Below are 21,954 nucleotides of genomic sequence, written 5' to 3' on the forward strand. Positions count from 1 at the left end.
GAGAAAAATACCTCTCCTTCATTCGGTTAATTATAGTATACCCCCCTACCCTATATTTTGCAAGAGCTGTACTTTAATTATTTCAATAAAGTAACAATCCTCCAGAATGTGCTCCTTAAGAAGGGCGGAAGGGTAAGAATACTTGAAGACATCGGAAGAACCAGACAACAACATGTCGAACAGTCTGTATCGAAACGGAGTGATCGTAATGAAGACGACGAATATTACCGTCAAAAAAACCGCCCTGCTCGCGCTTCTCACGGCGGTCTCCCTTACCGCCTGCAGCCCTGGCGGCACGGAGACGGCGGGGGCCCCCGCGGGAACCGGAGGAGCAGCGGCATCCGCCGCCGCGAGCCCGGCCCCCGCTCCCGGAACGGCCTCTCCGGACGGGGCGACGCCTGTCCCGGCGGCTAAACCCGCTCAGATCCAGACCCGGCTGGCCGATTTTCAGCTAATCTCGGAGACGGCGGGGTTCGCCTGGGGGGAAACGAACGGCTCCCTGCGGCTCTACCGCACGGATGACGGCGGGCGGAACTGGACCTTCCTGCAACCCTGGGACGACACGGTCAAAAGCGGAGCGCCTCTGGCGGGCGGTTCCCTCTACTTCCTCGACGCGCTGCACGGGTGGACGGCGGCTGCGGATGACGGCCGGAAGACTCTTACCGCTTATACGGCTGACGGCGGAAGGAGCTGGACCCGGGGCACGCTGGATAAGCCGACTAATGCCGCCGGCCTCTCCTTTGCCGATCCCCTTCACGGCTGGATGCTTACTTCCTCCGACGCGGCGATGGGCAAATCGGAGAAAACGTTGTACGGCACGGAGAACGGCGGCAAAGACTGGAAACCGCTGACGAGTGTTTCCATGGACAAACCCGCGCCGGGAGCGCTCCCCTTGTCCGGTCATGCCTCCGGCATGACCTTTAGGGACACCGGAAACGGCTGGATCGCCCTCGCGGGCAATGAAGAAAAGCCCGTCTTATACCGCACGCGGGACGGAGGGAAAACGTGGAACAGCGTCCCCATGAAAGTTCCGCAGGAGCTGAACGGTTCATCGGTTACACTGGACGGAGCACCCGTATTCTTCAAAGATGACCCCCGCAAAGGCTGGATTCCGGTACAGGTACTGAACGGCAGCACGGACAGCCGCGACGCATATATAACGGAAGACGGAGGGGAAACTTGGACGTATAAACAGACCGGTATGCAGAACAATCTGGCTTTCGCGGACAGCCTTCACGGCTGGGGATTCAAGAATAAAGTTCTCCATGCGACTGCCGATGGAGGCGTGAGCTGGAATCCGGTTCCTGCCGATCCGGTTTTGACGGATACGCTCAAGGCCGACCCGAACGTGATCCGGCTTGGGTTTGCAAGCCCTCAGACAGGCTGGCTGCTGCTCGGCTCGGAGGACGGCAAGAAGTCGAAGCTGCTCAAGACGTCCGATGCGGGCAAGCATTGGACGCTGTTGTAGCCTTCCCCCATAGCCTGCCGCTTTGCTGCCGGCACCAAAAAAAGCAATCCTTCCTTTAGGACGGGTTGCTTTTTTGGGAGTCAATCCAGCAGTTCCTGGAGATAGAACGAACGATTTTCCAGAAATCGGCGGGTAATCCGGTAATGGTCGGTTTCCTCATAGGAGATAAGGCGGACCGGCGAATCGTTGAAATTGTAAATATCCGCTTGGGGGTAGCCCAGCAGAATGGGAGAATGCGTCGCAATGATAAGCTGCGACGTCTTGGCCAGCTCATGGATGATGCTCAGAAAAGCGAGCTGGCGGGCGGGAGATAACGCGGCCTCCGGCTCATCGAGGAGATAAATTCCCCTTCTCCCGAAACGGTTTTTGAATAAGGACAAGAAAGACTCGCCGTGGGACTGCTCATGGAGCGACCTGCCGCCGTAAGCATCGTACGCCCTGAGGTCTTCCCGTGCCAGCTCGTCGATATGACTGGCGAAATTGTAGAACGACTCCGCCCGCAGAAAAAAGCCCTGATTCATCTTCGGCATCCAGGACAAGCGCAAATAGTCTCCCAGCTTAGCGTCCGACGAATCCAGCTTATACAAATTGTTCCGGCCGCCTCCGGCCGTATTGAACCCGCATTGGTAAGCGATCGCTTCCAGCAGGGTCGATTTGCCGGAGCCGTTCTCGCCGACGAAAAACGTGACGTTTTTATGGAATTTCAGCCGGTCAAGCTTGTCGATCGCGGGAATATGAAACGGATACTCGTGCGGATTCCGGATCTTGTCGTTCCGTTTGATCACTTCGTGCAGGTACATCGATGCGCCCCGCTCCTTTAAGGATGAAATTGAAACGGTGTAGAGAAACATGCGCGCTGCTCGTCCGCCGCTTCTTAGCCAAAGGACTACTTCTCCTTCCGGCGCGCGATTCCCTTCCGTTTTACCCGGCAAAAAAAGAAAGAGCCGTGATTCCGTCATGAAATCACAGCTCTTCTTCTTTTTCTCAACGGAATTTATGAACGGCGGTTACGGCTTCAGGACGACTTTGATGCAGTCTTCCAGCTTGTTCATGAAAACATCGTAACCGTGCTCCGCGTCCGTTAAAGGCAGCCGATGGGTGATAATGTCCGTCGTGTCGAGCTCGCCGGTCTTAAGCTGGCGGTAAAGCTCGGGCATATAATGGATGACGGGAGCCTGTCCCATCTTCAGCGTGATATTCCGGGAAAACAAATCGCCCAGCGGGAACATGTTGTATGTCAACCCGTAAACGCCGATCAGCTGGATCGTGCCGTTTTTGCGGACGACCTTCGTTGCGGTCTGGACCGGTCCCAGCGTTCCTCCTTGAAGCTTAAGGGCCGTCTCTACCTTCTCCACGACGGATTTCTCGCCGTCCATTCCCACGCAGTCAATGACCACGTCGGCGCCGCCGCTCGTCAAATCGAACAGATAGTTTTCGATATCGTCTTTTTCTTTAAAATTGTAAGCCTCGACCTTGTTGATCTGTCTGGCATGCTGCAGCCGGTAATCGACGTGGTCGACGGCAATTACACGCTTGGCGCCCTTCTGCCAGGCGATTTTCTGGGCCAGCAAACCGACGGGACCGCTTCCAAGAATAATGACGGTGTCGCCTTTTTTGACTCCCGAATTTTCCACCGCCCAATAAGCGGTCGGCAAAATGTCCGACAGGAACAAGATCTGCTCGTCCTCCATCTCCGCATCTTCGGGAACGACGAACGGCATGAAATTGCCGTAAGGGACGCGCAGCAGCTCGGCCTGGCCCCCGGGATACCCCCCGTAGGTTTCCGAATAGCCCAGATAGGCGCCCGTATCTTTGGCGGGATTATCATTGGAGTTGTCGCATTGGCTTTCCATTTGGTTTTTACAAAAGAAGCATTCCCCGCAGGAAACGTTAAACGGAATTATGACGCGGTCGCCCTTTTTTACTCGGGTCACTTCCGGACCGACTTCCTCTACAATCCCCATCGGCTCATGCCCGATGACGTAGCCTTCAGGCATCCCCGGAACCATCCCGTTCACCAGGTGAATATCGGAACCGCAAATGGCGGTAGTCGTAATCCGGACCAGAATATCGTCCTTTTTTTCGAGAACAGGGTCCTTGACCTCTTTGACTTTGACGTCTTTCTTCCCTTGGTAAGTTACGGCTTTCATGGATTGGCTCCTTTCGGGTTAAGAGTTACCTTTCTTTTTTACCCCGTAAGCCCGATTCTTCCCCAAAATAACCGAAAAAAACCGGATTCCGCCAAGCAGAACCGGTCTTTCCGTTGCCGGACAAAGGAGAGCGGCGGCATTTCGCCCCGGCAATCGGGACGACTGCGCGGCGGACGTTCCTTATAAGAACTTTGTCCGCCTTCCTTCGCTTGTTACTTTGTACACTGCTGCCTTCACTTGGCGAGGCTTTCCCAGCGGCTATTTCGTCTGCGCTTCTTTCCGTTTCGTTTTGCTTTGTCCTTCTTTCGCGGCCGGTCTGGATACGAGTTCGCCTTCATATGTATAGCTGATATGTTCTTCCACCGGGCTGCCGCCGATCAGATGCTCACGGACGATACGCCTGCCCGTTTCCGGGGTCACTTCTTTGTACCATACCCCCTCCGGGTACACGGTAATAACACACGCATCCTCACATCGGCCCTGACAGCGCGTCCGGGTCGTATGAATGCGGACGTCGGCTTCATGCCGCTTGATTTCATCGCGCATCGCCTCGACAACGTCTTCCGCCCCTTTTTTGGTGCAGCTGCCTCCGTTACAGAAGAAGAGATGATGCTTCATGCCGTTCAGATTCCAAGTTGTCATCACGGTCTCCTTTTTTTACAGTTAGGTATGAAAAATGATCGATTATTCGTAACTATTACGATAAATCGTATCGTACACAGATTTCCGGGATCTGTCAACAGATCCGTTAAAAAAACCGCCTTCTCCAATGAGAAGACGGCCTCCCGTTTTTCTTGTCCCGACTCAGTATTTCCGCTCATCCTCGGGCCCTGTGCACGAACGCCCCTGATCCGGGTTGTTGTTCTGTGTCTGCTGCGCCTGCATATCCAGCAAACGATCCAGCTTGTCCTCGATTCTCTGCAGCTTGGACAGTGTAAACAGTTTACGGTTAGTTCTCGTCCGGATAAACATCGATAAGCTGGTAATAAAAATGGCGATGATTCCGATGATAACGAGCAGATAAACGATGCTGGCCCAGGAAATGAATCCAATCGTATCCATAATTTAAAGCGACCCCGTTTCGTTAAATCGGTCCTGTCTTGCGGTCTCTGTCCTCTTTCAGCCGATCTCTCTGGACAGCACCTCGATCTCGTGTTTGTTCCGCTCCCCGTGCCCGATACGGAGGCGGTGTCCGTCCAAATCCCGGATCACGAACTCTCTCATTCCCCAAGACTTGGATTGGATCTCCTCTATGAAATCCACCTGCTGCGTTTTCAAAAATTGATAGACTTGATCCGCGTTCCGGACAAAAAAATAGAGCGTCTGGGCTTCCACCTTGTCCGTTTTCGTAAAATGAACCTCGATATTCCCATTGTAGACCGATCCGTATGTATCCTCCAGAACCCAGGCCAGGTCAAACTTAAGCACGTCGCGGTAAAATTCAAGCGCCTTCAGTACATCTTTAACGGGCAGTACCGGTGCCTGATGCTGAATATATTTCTTCATCTTCTTCTCCTTATTATAGTGAGCGCAGATGCCTGTCTGTGCGTCTTTCCCGGATGATTCCCACGATCCACACCAATAAATTCAATCCAACGAGATTAGAAACCAGATACATCCACCAGGTGTATAAGCCGAATCTGTCGGGATGCGTATTCATGTAAAGCAGCAGCCCCATCCGAAGAGACGGACTCCGTTCAAGAGCCGCGAATCTTTCCGGAACAGGACAGCGCCCGGCTCTACCGGAACGTCCCTGTATTTAAGCAGCGAGAGTGCATAAAAAACAACATGCAAAATCCCGTAAATCACAGCGGCAAACAAGGGATAAACGATCATCGCAATCGCTGCTCCGGCCATATTATCCGCTCCGGTCGCATTCAGATCTCCACACAAAACAAAGTATTCAAACTTTTTATATTCCGTATAGCAGGAAAGCAGCGACAGCAGACAGCTGAGGTTAAAATACGTTTCCTTCTTCATCGGACTCGCTCCCTGCCATACATCCACAAGCTCCTTCCAGTATATGGTTTATTGGCGGCCGTTACAACTATTCGGCCGCCGCCCTTTTACGGGACGTCCCGCCGCGAAGCCGCCAGACCATCCAGGCGCTTGCCGCATACAAGAACGCGCTCAAATAAAACAGGACGTCGATCGTGAGCCAATCGATGAGATAACCTCCGGCCATAACCGCAAATCCGGAAGAGACCGACGTCCAGAAATGATAGGTCCCCAGAGCGGGTCCTCTTGCTCCGCGGTCCGTGTAATCGGCGAGCAGGAGTCTCTCGCTCATCCTCTGCATGGCGCTGCATACGCCCATCCACGCCTGCACCGCGAGCACCCACGCGTAGGAGCCGATCCAGGGAAAAGCCAGCATGGCCGCCATCATCCCCAGCGAGCTGAAGGCCAGAATCTCCCTGCCGGAGCGGTCCAGCCGCGGTCCCAGATAACGGGAAACCGCCGCGGAGCTGACGGTAAATACCGCGAACGCAAGCCCGTACTTGGAATAGCTGTTTCCAGGTTTTTCAGGAAAAGCAGGTAATACGGATAAATCATCCCGGATGCCAGCGTGATTATGCTTTGGAAGCGGATAAGCCACCCGATATTCATCTATTTATCCCCTCTGTACGTTTCATAAAATTCGTTCATAAACAGATGACCGGGGTCCACCTCTTCTTTTTTGCGGAAAAATTGCTCATACCGCGGGTAAACCGCCCGGAATTGTTCCACGCTCGGATAGGCGGCATAAGGCAAGTAATAAGTCCCTCCGCTCCGGATCACCTCGTCGATAATCCGCCGGATGCCCGCTTTAAACCGCGTCTGCGCTTCTTCCGACAGTGACGCGTTAAACAGGCATACCAGAGCCAGCATATCATCCCGCGCATAAGACAGCACGGCTTCTTCATCGCGGTTCACATAGCGGACCGTAATGTTGAGCAGATTGAGGTCCTCTTCAAGCAGCACGCCCCGCAAGCGGTTCACAAAATTCGCGAATTCGTCCACCGGCATAAAATATTCCTGAAGCAGATCGTTTTTCCCCGCCTCCCGGTATTCCATAAAAAGGGACTCCGAACGCATCGCGTTGTTCCGGGAGATAATCTCGTTCTGGCGGTAGGAAAAATAGTTCTTTTGCAGCGACCAGAACAAATTTTTGCCCCACTCCGAGCTCCGGTTCAAGTGAAACAGGACCTTGCTCGGCAAAACCCCGTATTCCCTCGTTTGAAGCCGGTTATAATCAGCCGGATTCAGCGAAGGATCGGCCGTGTACAGAGTCGCATACATCTCCGTCAGGAAATGTTCCGGCGCTGCCGAAATACGCGCGATGCTCATGCGGACGTCGGGGCTGCCTTTTACCCGTTCCTTGAAATAGGCGCTAAACTCCTCCACCCGGGTCGCTTCTGTGGTCATCCGGTATACTTCATCTTCCGCCAGAGTCAGCGTGACATCCAGGATCACGCCGAACAAGCCGTATCCGCCGAGCACGTAAGGAAACAAATCCGCGTTTTCCGTGCGGCTGACTTCTTGGATAACGCCGTCCGCGGTCAGGAGCCGGAACGACTCGACGCTGCTGATCATAGAGCCGCTGCGGAGATCCCGGCCGTGGGCATTAATGGACACGGAGCCGCCGACGGTAAACATATTTTGGGACTGCATCGTTTTGACGGCCAGTCCGTAAGGATGGACGAAATCCTGCACGTCTTTCCAGGTCGCCCCGGCCTGGACCCGGATGGTGCGGGCCCCGGGATCGAAGGAAAGGACACGGTTATATCGCGTCATGTCCAACACGATTCCGTCCTTGTAATACGTGTGGCCCCCCTGGCTGTGACGCTGTCCCGCTATGGCTACGCTCAGCTTATTCGCCCTGGCTTCCTCCAGCAGCTTGACTAGCTGCTTCTCCTCACGGCCTTCCGCGACACGCTCCACCTTAACCGGATGCAGACGGCTGTAGTCCGTAATGAGATAAGGGTCCTGATCCGGCGTATCGGTTCCGATATATGCCAGAATGCAGAGGACAGCCAGCAGGGCAAGAGCCGCCGCTCTGAACGCCGAGCCGCCGACAGCTCGTTTGCCCGGGAATGCCGGAACCTTCGACGAAGCCCGCATATCCGGAAAGCCGCTTTTGACATCTTCGTTACTGGTCTTGTTCTCCTCCGGCTCAATCCCCTCCAGCCTTCACGTCTGTTGTTCCTTAGCCATGTATTCGACAGTCTTCCTTCTTTTTCCTTTTCCTTTTATGTAAGACTATGTAAGATTTTAACTTTTTATAAGTTAAAAAAGACAGCTCGTTCGAGCTGTCTCTAAATACCGGATTTTTCCTTTTTTTCTTGACTCTTATGTTACGTGAGCGGGCTTGTACTCTCTTGCCGGACATCGGTCGGGGATGCAGCCATTCGGTCTTTTCTCCAGTCAAGCGATGTGACCATCGGTGAGGCGACTATGCGGGTGACGGAGATATTCTTGCAAACCGCGGATTGTTTTGAAACGCTGTTAGGAGCATGTCCATCATGTCAAAACCCTTCTCAGCTATTCTCTGTATTTGCGCAGCACGATGACCGCATTGTGCCCGCCGAATCCGAACGAGTTCGAGAGGCCGATTTCAAGCTCCGCTTTTCTCGCCGTACCGGGAACATAATCCAGATCGCAGTCCGGGTCGCTATGCTCCAGATTGATCGTGGGAGGAATGATACCTTCCTGCAAAGTTTTGACAAGCGCGATCGCTTCCGCACCGCCCGCCGCTCCGAGCATATGGCCTGTCATCGATTTGTTGGCTGTGACGGGTATGCGATAGGCGTCTTCTCCGAAGAGACTTTTGATCGCGGTCGTCTCAGACTTGTCCCCTACTTCCGTACTCGTCGCATGGGCGCTGATGACGTCCACCTCGCCCGGAGCGATTCCCGCGCTCGCCAGAGCCGACTTCATGGCCTGCCGCGCCCCTCTTCCCTCGGGATGAGTCGCCACCATGTGATAGGCGTCGGAGCTCGCGCCGTATCCGATCACTTCCGCGTAGATGCGGGCATTCCGGCTCCGCGCGTGGCTGAGCGACTCCAGAATGAGGATACCGGCGCCTTCGGCCATTACGAAGCCGTCTCTTCCCGCATCGAACGGACGGCTCGCTTTGGCGGGTTCCTCGTTGCGCGTGGAAACCGCCGTGGCGTTGCCGAAGCTCGACAGCGAAATTTCGCCGATCGCCGCTTCCGAGCCCCCTGCGATGATGACGTCCGCATCGCCCGTACGGATCGTGCGGAACGCTTCGCCGATGGCGGTGTTGCCGATGGAGCAGGCCGTGACCGGTGACATCGTCGGCCCGAGCGCCTGATGCCGGATCGAGATCATGGCCGCCGCCATGTTCGCGATCATCATCGGCACGAGCGTGGGGCTGACACGCCCCGGCCCCCGCTCCAGCAGCACCCGGTTCTGCTCGGCCAGGGTGCCGATTCCGCCGATTCCGGAGCCGACGTACACCCCGACGCGTTCGCGGTCCGTCCGGTCCAGATCCAGCTCCGCGTCTTGCAGGGCCTGATCGGCGGCGGCCAGAGCGAACTGGCAGAAGCGGTCCATTTTTCTCGCTTCCTTGCGGCCGAACAAAGCTTCTCCGTCAAAAACGCGCACGAGTCCGGCAATTTTCGATTTGTAAAGGGTGACGTCGAAGGTATCGATCCGGGAAATTCCCGATTCCCCCTGCACCAGACTCTTCCAAAACGGGTCCACCCCGTTGCCCAGCGGCGAAATAATGCCCATTCCCGTAATAACGACTCGTTCCATCGTATATCCTCCTCCATAGACTGTCCATGACTTCTATCCTCATCTTGTCATCGTATGTATCCTATTACAAGTTGTAGTTTATTCTAGTATAATTACTACTAGGATAAGGTACTAAGGAGATGTGCGAATGAACAAGGACGAACGACTGGAGGCTCTGTCGGCTTTTCTGAAAAGCCAGCGGTCCAAACTGCTTCCGCAAAACATGGGGCTGCCCGCCGGTACGAGGAGAAGAACTCCCGGCCTGCGCAGAGAGGAGGTGGCTCAGCTCGCCGGGGTCAGTACCACCTGGTACACGTGGCTGGAGCAGGGGCGGGATATCAAAGTGTCGGCATCCGTATTGGAAAATATCGCTTCCGCTCTGCAGCTTACGGTCGATGAGCGGAAGTATCTCACTTCCCTGGCGCTGGAAACCAGCTCAGGCATCCGGCTGCTCCATGAAGAGCCGCCGCAAATTCCCCCCTCCCTGCAGAAAATATTGCAGGAGCTGAAAAACTGCCCGACCATCATCTCCGACCGCCGGTGTACGATTGTCGGCTGGAACGAAGCGGCCACGCGCGTTTTTCTCGATTTCGAGAAGATACCGCCAGGGGAGCGCAACATGATCTCCCTCTTGTTTGCGCGCAAGGAATTCCGCCGGCTGGCGGTAAACTGGGAAGATTTCGTCAGCGGCTTTCTCGCTATCTTCCGCGCCTATTACGGCCAGTATTTCGAAGACGAGTGGTACAACGGATTCCTGGCCGAAATGAAGGGAACTTATCCCGAGTTCAACCGCCTCTGGGAACAAAGCAAGGTGAGCTCCGCACCGGAAGTTCTCATCGAATTCCGCCATGCCAAGGCGGGAAAAATGCTCTTCGAACTGACGTCCCTGCAGGTACACGGCAGCACGGATTTGCGCTGCAGCATTTATACTCCTGCACAGGAAACGTCCACGGAGATGAAACTGAGGCAGCTCATGGACCGGAACGGACAGCCCGCAGGCCCCTGACGGTTTCGGGCGGTAAAGTCACCTGCCGAGCATGTACAGACCGCGCCGAAAAAGCCGGTGTCCGCTTCATGAAGCGGACACCGGCTTTTGGTATGCGTCCCGGACTGCCTGAAAAATTTCCGGCAGCTTGTTTCAGAAACCCGAATGATACTTGTCCGGGCTGGAAGAATTGGTCTTCGTAGCGCTCTTGTCCTTTTCTTCCTTCTGCTCCATATTTAAATCTTCCATCGGAATCGGATCGACATGCTGTTCGCTTTCATGAAGATCGAAAAGGCTTTCGTTTTCGGTCGGATACTGCTCCGGATGGTCTCGGTTGCCTTTTTGCTGAGTCTGGCGTTCCAGTTCATGGCTCGTTTTTTTCGGTTCCGTCATGGGACTCACCTTCCTTCCGTAGATATACCTAAGTACCTCAAACCCGCCAATCTCAAACAAAAGCCGCAAGATAAAGGCCAGAGGCTCTCCCTATTTCCAACCGAAAGAACAGCCTGTGCATTCAGAAGAGGGAACGGAGAGAAAGGAGTTCCTCCGAAATGGTCAGCTTGTCCTTTCCGTTCTTCACGATGAAGACCCGGACGTTATCCCCGCAGTTCTCCAGCTTTTTCAGGAGCTGCGGTCTTTTGTGCCGGCGGAAATTCCACACCCATTTGACGAATTCCCAATCGAGCTGTTCCGGACAGCCTTCATTAAGATCCGGCCGTGTCCGGTTGTGGTACATGATCCGGCGTTTGATGACCCGGTAAACGGTCAGCCAGGACGGCAGGTCAAAAAAAATGACCGCATCCGCAGCCTTCAGGCGCATATCGAGCGTCCGGCCGTAATTTCCGTCCATAATCCATGCGGGCTCCCCGACCAGCTTCTCCAGAAATTCGTCCCATTCTTCTTGGGGAGTCGGCACCCAACCGGGCTTCCAATAATAGGCGTCCAGATGATAAAGAGGCAGCTTCAGCTTCTCGCCGAGTTCGCGGGCAAAAGTCGATTTTCCCGAACCTCCGGGACCGATCAGCAATAGTTTCATTCCGTTCTCCTGTTCTCCCCCCATCAGGCGGTTGTTTTCGCTCTTTTTAAAGACAGCCGGAAAATCTTATCAGATTCGCCAAAACGGCGCAACCTCAATCTGCTTCCCGGCCTGCCTGTGCAGGCCTGTTCCTTCTCATTCCTTCACATCCAGAATAAAGAAAACGCTTGAAGACAAACTAAGGGGACTTCACGAGTAAAGGCAGAGGATACGCCATGGCATTTTTTCTTCGCGGGATTTCCAAAATTGCAAACCGTCCTCCCAAACGCCCGTCACAACCGTCGTCAAAAGAGAGTAAGGGCACCGGCACACCGGCAGAACCGGAAAGCTATTCCCTGGAGGAGAGAACCGGCTGGCTGAAAGCCCGGCTCGCCCACTGCTCCGATGTCGTTTACCACACCTTTACGGCGGGGAAAAATACGCCCTGTCTCCTTGTTTATATCGAAGGCTCCGTGGATCGGAACGATTTGCAGCAGAGCGTGCTGAGAGAGATTCTCAGCGGCGGTTTCGTGCAGGACGAAGAAACTCTTGCCGGAAACCTGTTCGAACGAAGAATGCTTCCCGCCGACCGTCAGAAAACGCTCCTGAAGTTGAAGGACGCGCTTCAGGATATTCTGGAGGGCAGCGCCGTGCTCCTGCTCGACCTGGAGCCCCGCATGATGTCGTTCGGTCTGAGTTCTTATATCAAGAGACAGATCGACGAACCGAACAGCGAAACCGTCATCCGCGGGCCGAGGGAAGCGTTCGTCGAGAACATCCAGGACAATTTGTCTATGCTCCGGAAACGGCTCCGAACGCCTGATTTCAAATGTACGGAACAAATCATCGGGACGAAGACCCGCACGCGGGTCATAACGGCCTACATGGAAGATGTCTGCAATCCCTCGCTGGTCGACGAAGCGGCCAGACGGCTCGCCGGCATCGACATCGATGCGGTCATGGGCTCCAGCTACCTGGAAGAATTTATCGAAGACAATCCTTACTCTCCTTTTCCCCAGCTGCAGTATACGGAACGTCCCGATGTCGTCGCCTCCGCCCTTCTCGAGGGCAGAATCGCCATTATTGTGGAAGGCACGCCCATTGTCATTATGGCGCCCACCACCTTGTTCATGATGATGCAGTCTGCCGAAGATTATTACCAGCGGTTCTGGGCGGGATCGTGGATCCGCTGGATCCGGTACATGTTCCTGTTCGTTTCTCTGCTGCTGCCGTCCTTTTATATCGCCGTTACGACGTTTCATCCGGAAACGATTCCCGAAAGAATGCTGATCACAATCGCCTCGTCCAGAGAAGTCGTCCCTTTCTCGGCGTTTGTCGAGGCGCTGATCATGGAAGTTTTCTTCGAAGCGCTGAGGGAAGCGGCCACGCGTATTCCGAAATCGGTCGGGCAGGCCGTTTCCATTATCGGCGCGCTTATTATCGGGACGGCGGCCGTACAGGCGGGCATCGCCTCCGCGGCGATGGTCATTATCGTCTCGCTGACGGGCATCGCCTCTTTTATTATCCCGCACTATGATCTCGGGCTCTCTTTCCGGCTGCTGCGCTTTCCCATCATGATTCTGGCGGGCGGTTTCGGGCTCGTAGGCATTGCCTGCGCCATGATTCTGATTTATATCCATCTCACGGAGCTGAGGTCGTTCGGCATCCCTTACCTCTCACCGGTCGTGCCGATGGTTCCGAAAGATTTGAAAGACGTTTTCGTGAGGGCACCGTGGTGGACGATGATCACGCGGCCCAAGTTCACTTCCTCCCGTAACCTTCACAGGCAGAAACCGGACGGCCGCAAGTGGGCAAATTCCGCCGAGGAAGGAGATTGAACGAGCATGCGCATGACGGCAAGATTAGCGGGCATCTTCCTTTCTCTTCTTCTGCTTGCGGGATGCTGGTCTTCGGTTGAGCTGAACGACCGGGCCTTCGTGAGGATGGTGATGGTCGACAAAACGGACGAGGGCTACAAGCTTGTGCTGGGCATGCCCCTGGCGAACCGGCTCATCCCGGGCGAAGTGGGAGGCTCCTCCCAATCCCAGGGCCAGCCGTTTACGTATTTTTCGAAGATCGATTCGAACCTGAGCGACGCGTTTCGTAAAATCCAGAACGATCTCTCGCGAAAAATCACATTCGGACAAACCCGTGTCGTCATCATCGGAAACCGGTATGCCGAAGAAGGAATCGGCCAGCTTCTGGACCTGATCGCCCGGGAACCCCGGGTACACATCAACGCGAACCTTTTCGTAACGCACGGCCCCGCCACACAGGTTATCCAGCTGCCTCTGACGATGGAGCGTTTTCCGTCCGACATCTTCTACGCGTACGGCCGGCGCAAAATCGCGACGACGATCAATTTCAAGGATATTCTGAAAGCCCATTATATGGGCGGAGATTTTCTGGCGACCCGTCTCGTCTTCGGCAAAGCGGGTATTATGAACGAAACCAATGAAGAGAACTGGATGGGTCCGGACGGAGCGGCCGTATTTAAGGAGGACAAGATGATAGGCTCCCTGCCGGGCAAAAAAGCCGCCGGGGCTTTATGGATACAAGGCAAGCCCGAAACGCGGGAGATCACGGTGCCTTCTCCGACCGACGGCAAAACCGTCAGCCTGCTTGTCGAGCGGAATTCGACGGATATCCGTCCGGAGTTTAAAGGGGACCGCCTCACGTACAGCATCCATGTGAAAACGGACCTGGATGTCGTCGCTTCTTACTCCGCCATTGATTTAGAAAATCACGACCAGCTCAAAAAAATGGAAAAAAGTGTAGAAGACAAAATCAGGGAAGACGTTGAGCGTTCGATCCTGCTGACCCGGCAGATGGGCACCGATGCCTTTCAATTGAACCGCTATATGGAGTGGAAATATCCCAAACAATGGAACCGCCTCAGTAAAAAATGGAATGAGTTTTTCAGTAAACAAGTGGAAATCCGATGTACGACCGACGCCACCATCCGGCGGATCGGGGTGGTTAAGAAAACATTCTCCCAAGAGCCGCACGGCGGCGAGGAGGTTTCGAAATGATTGCGATTCTCTTGACGTATGCGATCGTGATGAGGATGCAATGGAGATATCTGGTGCGCTGCGGCAAAAAGAGACGGACCTTCGCCGTTTCCTTGAGCGTAACGGGCGTGCTCTGCGTCTGCATTCTGCTTCTGCATTATACGAGAAACGGCGAAACGTTGGTTAACTGGCTCGAAATCGTCTTCGGTTCCGTGAATGTGACGTCTTAACCCGTGAAAGGAGGCAAACATGGACAAAATAACCCCTTTGCAGACTTATATGCTGTTCACGCAGTATCTTCTGTCTACGCTGGTCAGTTTTCTTGCGGCGCCCCTTATCGATCATGCGGGCTATTCAGTCTGGATTCCCGTCATTGCCGGCTGCCTCCTGGGAGGCGTTCTTACCTACCTGGCTTACAAATTAAGCTGCCGCAGACCCGGACGTTATATGGCGGAGTATGGCCAGGAGATTGTCGGACGGCCTCTGCATTATTTGTTCGTCCTGTTCATGGCGTTCGTTTATTTGTTTACGGCGGCGCTTGTTCTGAGGCAATTGACGGACTTTATCGTCGAAATTTACTTGCCGGGCACTCCTCTCTGGGCCGTGGCCGGCCTGCTCGGACTTTGCACGACAAGGCTTGTCCACTCGGGCGTGACGAATATTTTCCGCTCGACGCAAGGCGTGTTCTTCTTGACACTGGCTCTTGTCGTGCTGGTTGCCGTAGCTTCCTGCCAGGATATCGCGCCCTATTCGGTCGTATCCCTGATCACCAACTTTGACGGACACGGCATTTTTAAAGCAACCGCCATGATTACGGGTCTTTTTGGAGAAATGACGTTTATCGCGCTGTTTTTCCCCAAATTCAAAGAAACGGGACAGACGATGAAGGCACTGGTATGGGCGATCGTCACCGCCGGGGTTCTGACGCTGGGAAATCTGATTCCGATGGTACTCCTTTTCGGCCCGTCCCTGGCAGCCAATCTGACTTATGCCAATCTGGAAATGACGCGCTACATTCAGCTCGGCAATTTTATCCAGAACATGGACCCGATTCTCATTCTGATGTGGTTATTCACGCTGCTCGTCAAAATCAGCCTTTTCCTGTATATCTCGGTGATTGCGGTCACGCAGACTCTGAAAATGAAGGATCCCCGGCCGCTCACACTGCCTTTCGGCGTTACGGTCGTCTTCCTCTGCCTCTGGATGGTGAAATCGTCCGAAACGCTGGACCGGTTCGCGGGAACGGCCGAGGTACCCATGATCCTGCTGGCGGAGCTGATTCCCATCGTCTATCTGCTGGCCGACGCGCTCCGTTCCCGGCTCAAAAGGCGGCAGCCCGTCAGGAAATCTTCCGCTTGAGCCCCGAAAACGGCTCCGGCCTGAAGCATCGTCCTGACGGAATCCGCACCTAAAACAGGCCGCTTCCGAGTATCGGACCGGCCTGTTTACAGACTGCTTTTCCCGCTGCGCTTATTACGCCCCGTTTCTGTTAAGAAGATCGTACAAACGCTTCAGAATAGCCGCCTCCGCCCACAAAGGAAGAGGCTCGTCGAGTTTGTCTCTCCATGCCGGATCGGTCAGAAAACCTTTCTCGTAGAGCCAATCCACGCCTTCTCTTTTCCAGTCCGGCACTTCCGGTTGAACCCCTGGATTCAGTCCCATCGCTTTTGCCACCCCGTCTCCTATGGCGTTTGCCAGATTTTGAAGTACACCTGAATTGCCGAGCAGCTTGCCGTCGACCGCGTTGTCGATAAACAGGTTTTCAAGAAGTACGGCGGACATATCCGTCTCCCGCAACACCGCGAAATCCGCTTCCTTCTTGCCCCGGTCCGCGACCCCCAGCGTGCTTAAATATTTGTAAACCGTATCATGCACAATCGTGCGTTTCTGTCCCGTCAACCCTCCCGAAGTGCCCGGGTATACATAAGATTCGAATCCTTCTCCACCGCCTGCATTAATATGAATGGAAACGAAATAAGCCGCTCCCCAGCCGTTTGCCAGATTGGCGCGTTCGGACAAGGCAACGAAAACGTCGGTGCTTCTGGTCAGCTTCACATTGGCCGCGTACTCGTTCACGAGCCGGTCATGGACCTGCAAAGCCAGTGCAAGCGTCAAGTTTTTCTCCAGCAGGCCGCTGCCGGAAGCGCCCGAATCCGTGCCGCCGTGACCGGCGTCGATCACGATAAGCGGTTTAGGGCCCGGCGACGGAGCCGGAGCCGCCGCAACCATACTGCCGTAAAGCTTCAGGACGGAGTGCCCGTAAGATTCTCCCGCTTCCAGGGCAGCCTGCAGGCTGGCGTATTTTTTCTTGTCGTAACCGGGAACGGCCCAGCGTCCGGCAAGATCTTCCCAGTTCGGCGCGGCGCCGCGCGTGACAAGCGAAAACCGCGGATCGACAACCGTCTCCCCCGCCGGGAGCGGATTTTTGGACGCGTAAGCGAAAAGATGCTGAATCTGGGCCGTAACGCCGTCCTTGATGGTCGGAAAGCTGTTGCCGGGAACTCCCCCCGTCGCCCCGATTCCCGCGAAGTTGTTCTGCCCGGGCTTGACGTCCCCCCCGAATCGGAACCAATTCGTTTCATGAATGGACTGAGCGACGGCAACATCGCCGCGGACGCCGTATTTGGCCCCTACGCTCAGAAACTGCCTGGCTATTTCCGGGTTGAAGGACGGATTCACCTTGCGAATGAATGCTGTGATGACATCTGACGAAGCTTGCGAAGTGCCCATGATCGGATGCTGGGATACAGCCATTCTCCTCACCTCTTCAACGTCTGTTTGATAGGACAGAGTATGCCGGCTTTCTTCCGGCTGCGAGTGTGTATGTCCATCCCCCTCGAATATAGCTCAAACGCCCTTGTACACGCGAGAAAAATTAGCGAAGAGGACAATTTAACCCGTCATACAAGCAAAAAAGACCTTCTCCCGGAAGAGAAGGTCTTTATAACAGAGCCGAAAAGCTTATTTAAACACTTTCACGCGGTCTTCTAGCGGCGCGAACTGTTTCTCGCCGGCTTCAGCGGCAGGCTTGCCGAACGGCATTTGAGCCACGAGTTTCCAGGTAGCCGGCACGTTCCATTCGCTGCGCACCGCTTCGTCGACGAGCGGGTTGTAGTGCTGCAGGGTAGCGCCGAAACCTTCGGCTTCCAGACTCGTCCAGACGACGAATTGCAGCATGCCGGAAGAATGATGGGACCAGATCGGGAAGTTGTCGGCATAGGCCGCGAATTGCTGCTGCAGCCCTTCCACAACCGCTTGATCTTCGAAGAACAGCACCGTTCCGTAGCCGTTTTTGAAGAGTGTCATTTTCTGGGCGGTTGCTTCGAACTTCTCGCCGTCACCGACGATACCGCGCAAAATTTCCCTAGTAAGATCCCAGAACTTGTCATGCTGTTCGTTCAGCAGAACGACCACCCGCGCGCTTTGGGAGTTAAAAGAAGAAGGCGTATGTTTAACAGCTTCGTTTACCAGTTCTACGATTTTTTCGTCCGAGACGACGGCGTCTTTGCTGATCGCATAGATCGAGCGTCTGTTTTTTACAGCAGTATTGAAATCCATGATTTCTTAGCCACCTCTTTTTTGTAAGTTACCTACTTTTATAGTGTAACCTATTTTCAATAAAAAAGCATCCTTTTTTTACAGGGCCCTTAAACTATTTTTTCGCGCACAAAAAAAGGCTGAATCTCCCGCTTCCCTGATGGAAGCAAAGAGTATTCAACCGTTTTATAACCACATCCGCGGACGGCCGCAGCCCCGCAGCCGGGACGGACGACTACGAGGTGCGCGCTTTATGGCGCTTGACCATGAAATAATAACAAAGGATGGCGCCGACATCCGACGATGCGATGACGATGCCCATCGGTACGGCCGTGCCGCTTCCCGCGATTCCGACCAGCGGCGCGACGAGTCCGCCGAAAATAAACGACAGCAGACCGAGCAACGCCGAGGCGCTGCCGGCGGAATGCCCGTAGTTCTGCATCGCCAGGGAAAATCCCGCCGTGTTTACGATTCCGACGCTCGACACCACGAAGAACAGCGGAATCAGGATAGCCGTCAGCCCCGCTCCGGCAAGAATCATCGCAAGGAGCGTGACGCCACCGAGACCGGCAATGACCAGGCCGCTGATCAACAGCTTCGTCTCGCTCACCCGTCCGGCCAGGCGCCCGGCGATTTGACCCGCGAGGATGATGCCAAGGCCATTGATGGCGAAGAAGAGGCTGAACATCTGGGGCGATGCGCCGAAAATGTTCTGGATCACGAACGGCGATCCCGAAATATAGGCGAACATGGCCGCGGCCACAAGCCCCTGCGACAGCGCGTAGCCCATGAAAATCCGGTCGCGCAGCAAGGTTTTGAACACGGCGACCGTCTGCTTGACGCCGCCTTTCGTTCTCCTGTCCGGGGGCAGCGTTTCGGGCAGGCCTTTCCAGGATGCGAGCAGCATGATGACGCCGATCAGGGCCAGTACGATAAATACGCCCTGCCAGGAGGTGAACTGGAGAAGCTGCCCGCCCGCAATGGGCGCAAGGATCGGCGCGACTCCGTTAATAAGCATCAGAAGCGAGAAAAACCGCGTCAGCTCCGAGCCGCTGTACATGTCCCGCACGACTGCGCGTGACAGCACGATGCCCGCCGACCCGGCCATTCCCTGTATGAACCGGAGCACGATAAGTCCCCAGATCGAAGGGACGATCGCGCACAGCAAGGATGCGGCCGTATAGATGGCGAGTCCGGTCATCAGCGGCGCCCGCCGGCCTTTGATATCGCTGATGGAACCCGCGAAAACCTGCCCTATCGCGAGTCCCAGCAGACAGGAGGTCAGGCTCAGCTGAGCCAGTGAGGCCGTTGTATGCAGATCGTCCGCCAGCCGGGGAAGCGCAGGCAGATACATATCCAGCGACAGCGGTCCGAAAGCCGACAAGGAACCGAGAATGACGGCGAGCGTAATTTTCCGCGAACGGCCTGCTCCTTCCGCTGCGGCAAGACTGTTGTTACTCATCCGATTCAACCCTATCTTGTGAAATTTTGATTGCTTTGTCCGTTCCTACTATAAACGAAAGCATCCGTAAAAAGAACAACGTTTACTGTAACTTATAAAGTTACAAGCTGTCAACACCCTCCGGGAATGCGGCAAAAAAAACGGAACGTCCGCATGCAGACGTTCCGCTTTCGTTTTCTTCCCGTTACCGCAGCCCGCCGCGCCGAGTGAGCCTGACTCACCGATTTGAGGAGACCCTTGTTAATGTGCGGTATAAAACCTGCTCTGCACTTGCATGACCAACTATTCGCACCGAACGCATATCAGGACGAAGGGTTTTGTGCCACCCCATATAAGCCGTAATCCTAGCATCCATTTTTCATTAAGTCCTGGCCGGCGTTCACGAAAATCCTTTACAGCTATGGAGTTAAGTTCTTGCCCTCCGCCGGAAAAACTAGTTTCTCATTCTGTGAACCAAAAACTGAGCTGGTTGCTTCTATGAAAGATAACATGATTGGTGAAAGCCACTTGTCTTTATGCCACAACATCTGTGTATATACCTGCAAGTCCGGAATTTGCCATGGGAGGACAACAAGTTCTCCGCGTTCAACTTCGGATTCCGCGACGATCTCAGGAAGAAAGGCAATACCGATTCCTGAAATTGCACATTGTTTAATGGCTTCAGCACTTTGAAACTCTAAATATGTAAGGCTATCAATGCCCTCTTTCTCAAATGATCGATCAAACATAGTTCGATAAGGACAACCCTTTTCATTCGTCAGGAATACTTCTCCGTGAAAATCTTCCAACTGAAGCACAGTTCGTTTGGCGAGCGGGTGATCCGGAGCAGCTAGCAATCGGAAATGTTCTTCCAGCAAAGGTTCCACGGAAAGTCCACTTGAGCGAATGGGTTCATCCAACATATAAACAATATCCGTGGTTCCCTCAAAGAGCGTTTGCTTGAGCTCTTGATTCGGAACTGAACGGAAGATTAGACGAACTCCCGGATGCTGCGAACGAAAGCGTTGGAAGACAGGCGGAAGCCGGTAGGAGCAAATAACCTCATTCGCACTTATCGTTAAGGTATCATTGAGTTTTTCATTATCATGGACAGCGCTGCGGGCTTCGTCCATTTTTTCAAGAACGCCTCGGGCGTGTGTTAAAAAGCGTTTACCCGCAGTTGTGAGCGCGAGTTGCTTGCCCAACCGGTCAAAGAGGCGAACACCTAGCTCATCTTCCAATGCTTTAATTTGCATCGTGACGTTGGAAGGAACGTAGCTCAGCACCTCTGCTGCCCGCGTGAAATTCAATGTTGCTGCAACCGTACAAAACGTATTCAGTTGACGTAATTCCATCCGGTGCTTCCCCTTCATCTATCAAATTTATTGAAAGCTATCTTGAATTCTATTCACTTTTATTGAGAGTATCACGGCTCTATACTGAGCACAAGAGATCACAGTTAACATGTGGTTTTTCATTTTGAAGGGAGCGACTATACGATGGACTATGAAATTTTTAATTTGGGTGATGTACTCTTACAATCAGGAGTAAAGTTACCAAATGCTTTTCTTGCTTATAAAACATACGGAAAATTAAATGAACAGAAGGATAATGTTATTGTCTATCCAACGGCTTTTGGGGATCATCATGTTCAGAATGAATGGCTCATTGGCAGCGGGATGGCACTCGATCCAGAGAAATATTTTATTATCGTGCCCAATTTGCTGGGCAATGGGCTATCTTCCTCTCCCAGTAACACGCCTCCTCCATTTGATCGGGCTAGCTTTCCGCAGGTAACCATCTATGATAACGTTCGATTCCAGCACCAACTGCTGACCGAAAAATTCGGTATTCAAAAGATTGCTCTCGTCGTCGGGTGGTCGATGGGCGGCATTCAGGCATTTCAATGGGGGGCAAGTTACCCGGAGATGGTCGAACGAATCGCACCTTTCGGAGGCATCGCCAAACCTTGGCCTCACACATTTGTAGTGCTGGAAGGTGTAAAAGCCTCACTGCTATCAGCAGTCGGCTTCGACTCAAGTAAATTAAACCTGCTAAGTTCTACAGACATGCGTGCCGTTGGTCGGGTGTATGCGGGATGGGGACTATCACATGCGTTTTATAGAGAAGAGCTTTACCGTGAGATGGGATTTGACACATTGGAGGATTTTGTAGCCGGTGTCTGGGAAGATAGCTTTATGAATATGGATCCTCATAATGTTCTGGCAATGTTATGGACAGGCCAACATGCAGATATCAGTGCAAACCCCTCCTATAACGGAGACTTCGATAAAGCACTTCAGAGCATAAAAGCTCTTGCCTGTATCATGCCGGGAAGCACGGATCTCTTCTGCACAGCGGACGATAATGAATACGAAGCTAAGCGTATACCTCATGCGGTCTTGAAACCCATCCAATCGATCTGGGGCCATTTTGCCGGACGTGGAATCAACAATGCCGATAATCAATTTATTGATGACAATCTAAAACACTTGTTGTCACTTAGCACTAAAGAATAGATCGTCACTTGCATTGGATGTCTGTCAAGCCTGGCAAGATTCCCTGTTCTTTAGCCCGGTTCTATTTCTCATGAATTCATAACCTAACC

The 21,954-nt window shown here is 53.8% G+C and carries 22 protein-coding genes; 7 read left to right on the plus strand and 15 right to left on the minus strand.

The genetic code is table 11. From position 1 onward, the window contains the following. Positions 1–208 precede the first annotated feature (208 nt). Positions 209–1,468, plus strand: coding sequence for a WD40/YVTN/BNR-like repeat-containing protein (locus ABC395_RS15465; RefSeq protein WP_413004439.1), 1,260 nt, complete (start codon positions 209–211; stop codon positions 1,466–1,468). Positions 1,469–1,548: 80 nt separating this feature from the next. On the opposite strand, the gene ABC395_RS15470 is transcribed toward ABC395_RS15465, so the two are convergent. The 9 genes from ABC395_RS15470 to fabF form a co-directional block, all read right to left on the minus strand. Beyond that, a complete protein-coding gene (locus ABC395_RS15470; RefSeq protein ID WP_413004441.1) occupies positions 1,549–2,268 on the minus strand; it encodes an AAA family ATPase in 720 nt (239 codons plus the stop codon). Between the two features lie 207 nt (positions 2,269–2,475). Then, positions 2,476–3,618 carry a zinc-dependent alcohol dehydrogenase gene (locus tag ABC395_RS15475; protein ID WP_413004443.1) on the minus strand — a complete coding sequence of 381 codons (1,143 nt, stop codon included), beginning with the start codon at positions 3,616–3,618 and terminating at the stop codon, positions 2,476–2,478. Positions 3,619–3,876: 258 nt separating this feature from the next. Beyond that, a complete protein-coding gene (locus tag ABC395_RS15480; RefSeq protein WP_413004444.1) occupies positions 3,877–4,260 on the minus strand; it encodes a (2Fe-2S) ferredoxin domain-containing protein in 384 nt (127 codons plus the stop codon). Between the two features lie 162 nt (positions 4,261–4,422). Continuing rightward, complete coding sequence (locus tag ABC395_RS15485; protein WP_413004446.1) at positions 4,423–4,680, minus strand: DUF4083 family protein; 258 nt, start codon at positions 4,678–4,680, stop codon at positions 4,423–4,425. Positions 4,681–4,737: 57 nt separating this feature from the next. Continuing rightward, positions 4,738–5,124, minus strand: a complete 387-nt coding sequence (locus ABC395_RS15490) for a bleomycin resistance protein (protein ID WP_413004447.1) — start codon at positions 5,122–5,124, stop codon at positions 4,738–4,740. Between the two features lie 150 nt (positions 5,125–5,274). Continuing rightward, on the minus strand, positions 5,275–5,598 hold the full coding sequence (locus ABC395_RS15495; RefSeq protein ID WP_413004449.1) for a hypothetical protein: 324 nt from the start codon (positions 5,596–5,598) through the stop codon (positions 5,275–5,277). Positions 5,599–5,665: 67 nt separating this feature from the next. Beyond that, on the minus strand, positions 5,666–6,214 hold the full coding sequence (locus ABC395_RS15500) for an MFS transporter (RefSeq protein ID WP_413004450.1): 549 nt from the start codon (positions 6,212–6,214) through the stop codon (positions 5,666–5,668). An 11-nt stretch (positions 6,215–6,225) separates the two neighbouring features. Then, a complete protein-coding gene (locus ABC395_RS15505; RefSeq protein WP_413004452.1) occupies positions 6,226–7,719 on the minus strand; it encodes an FAD-binding oxidoreductase in 1,494 nt (497 codons plus the stop codon). Between the two features lie 420 nt (positions 7,720–8,139). Beyond that, complete coding sequence (fabF, locus tag ABC395_RS15510; RefSeq protein WP_413004453.1) at positions 8,140–9,378, minus strand: beta-ketoacyl-ACP synthase II; 1,239 nt, start codon at positions 9,376–9,378, stop codon at positions 8,140–8,142. A gap of 127 nt (positions 9,379–9,505) precedes the next feature. Between fabF and ABC395_RS15515 the strand changes: the two genes are divergently transcribed. After that, positions 9,506–10,363 carry a helix-turn-helix transcriptional regulator gene (locus ABC395_RS15515; protein WP_413004455.1) on the plus strand — a complete coding sequence of 286 codons (858 nt, stop codon included), beginning with the start codon at positions 9,506–9,508 and terminating at the stop codon, positions 10,361–10,363. A 132-nt stretch (positions 10,364–10,495) separates the two neighbouring features. Here ABC395_RS15515 and ABC395_RS15520 read toward each other — a convergent pair whose 3' ends face one another. Next, positions 10,496–10,735, minus strand: a complete 240-nt coding sequence (locus tag ABC395_RS15520) for a hypothetical protein (protein ID WP_413004457.1) — start codon at positions 10,733–10,735, stop codon at positions 10,496–10,498. Between the two features lie 121 nt (positions 10,736–10,856). Next, the gene (locus tag ABC395_RS15525) at positions 10,857–11,378 is read right to left on the minus strand and encodes a DNA topology modulation protein (protein WP_413004458.1); all 522 of its coding nucleotides are present in this window, start codon (positions 11,376–11,378) and stop codon (positions 10,857–10,859) included. Positions 11,379–11,593: 215 nt separating this feature from the next. On the opposite strand from ABC395_RS15525, the gene ABC395_RS15530 reads away from it, so the two are divergent. Genes ABC395_RS15530 through ABC395_RS15545 form a run of 4 tightly spaced genes read left to right on the plus strand, consistent with a single transcriptional unit; the run spans position 11,594 to position 15,727 of the window. Beyond that, a complete protein-coding gene (locus tag ABC395_RS15530) occupies positions 11,594–13,195 on the plus strand; it encodes a spore germination protein (protein ID WP_413004460.1) in 1,602 nt (533 codons plus the stop codon). Positions 13,196–13,207: 12 nt separating this feature from the next. Then, positions 13,208–14,389: a Ger(x)C family spore germination protein gene (locus ABC395_RS15535; protein ID WP_413004461.1), complete on the plus strand. Its 1,182-nt coding sequence runs from the start codon at positions 13,208–13,210 to the stop codon at positions 14,387–14,389. Next, positions 14,386–14,598, plus strand: a complete 213-nt coding sequence (locus ABC395_RS15540; RefSeq protein WP_413004463.1) for a hypothetical protein — start codon at positions 14,386–14,388, stop codon at positions 14,596–14,598. Before ABC395_RS15535 ends, ABC395_RS15540 begins: the two co-directional genes overlap by 4 nt. 19 nt (positions 14,599–14,617) lie before the next feature. Next, entirely contained in the window at positions 14,618–15,727 is a 1,110-nt protein-coding gene (locus ABC395_RS15545; RefSeq protein WP_413004465.1) for a GerAB/ArcD/ProY family transporter, read from the plus strand. A 114-nt stretch (positions 15,728–15,841) separates the two neighbouring features. Here ABC395_RS15545 and ABC395_RS15550 read toward each other — a convergent pair whose 3' ends face one another. From ABC395_RS15550 to ABC395_RS15565, 4 genes are all read right to left on the minus strand, one after another. After that, complete coding sequence (locus ABC395_RS15550) at positions 15,842–17,122, minus strand: N-acetylmuramoyl-L-alanine amidase (RefSeq protein WP_413004467.1); 1,281 nt, start codon at positions 17,120–17,122, stop codon at positions 15,842–15,844. Positions 17,123–17,329: 207 nt separating this feature from the next. Next, on the minus strand, positions 17,330–17,926 hold the full coding sequence (locus tag ABC395_RS15555) for a nitroreductase family protein (protein ID WP_413004469.1): 597 nt from the start codon (positions 17,924–17,926) through the stop codon (positions 17,330–17,332). A 214-nt stretch (positions 17,927–18,140) separates the two neighbouring features. Beyond that, the gene (locus ABC395_RS15560; protein WP_413004471.1) at positions 18,141–19,367 is read right to left on the minus strand and encodes a multidrug effflux MFS transporter; all 1,227 of its coding nucleotides are present in this window, start codon (positions 19,365–19,367) and stop codon (positions 18,141–18,143) included. Positions 19,368–19,765: 398 nt separating this feature from the next. Then, positions 19,766–20,701 (minus strand): LysR family transcriptional regulator, encoded by a 936-nt coding sequence (locus ABC395_RS15565; protein WP_413004473.1) that lies wholly within the window; start codon positions 20,699–20,701, stop codon positions 19,766–19,768. A 144-nt stretch (positions 20,702–20,845) separates the two neighbouring features. On the opposite strand from ABC395_RS15565, the gene ABC395_RS15570 reads away from it, so the two are divergent. Then, positions 20,846–21,865, plus strand: a complete 1,020-nt coding sequence (locus ABC395_RS15570; protein ID WP_413004475.1) for an alpha/beta fold hydrolase — start codon at positions 20,846–20,848, stop codon at positions 21,863–21,865. Positions 21,866–21,954: the final 89 nt, after the last annotated feature.

It is taken from the genome of Paenibacillus canaveralius, assembly GCF_047238265.1.
In the GTDB taxonomy this organism is placed as follows: Bacteria; Bacillota; Bacilli; order Paenibacillales; family NBRC-103111; genus Paenibacillus_F.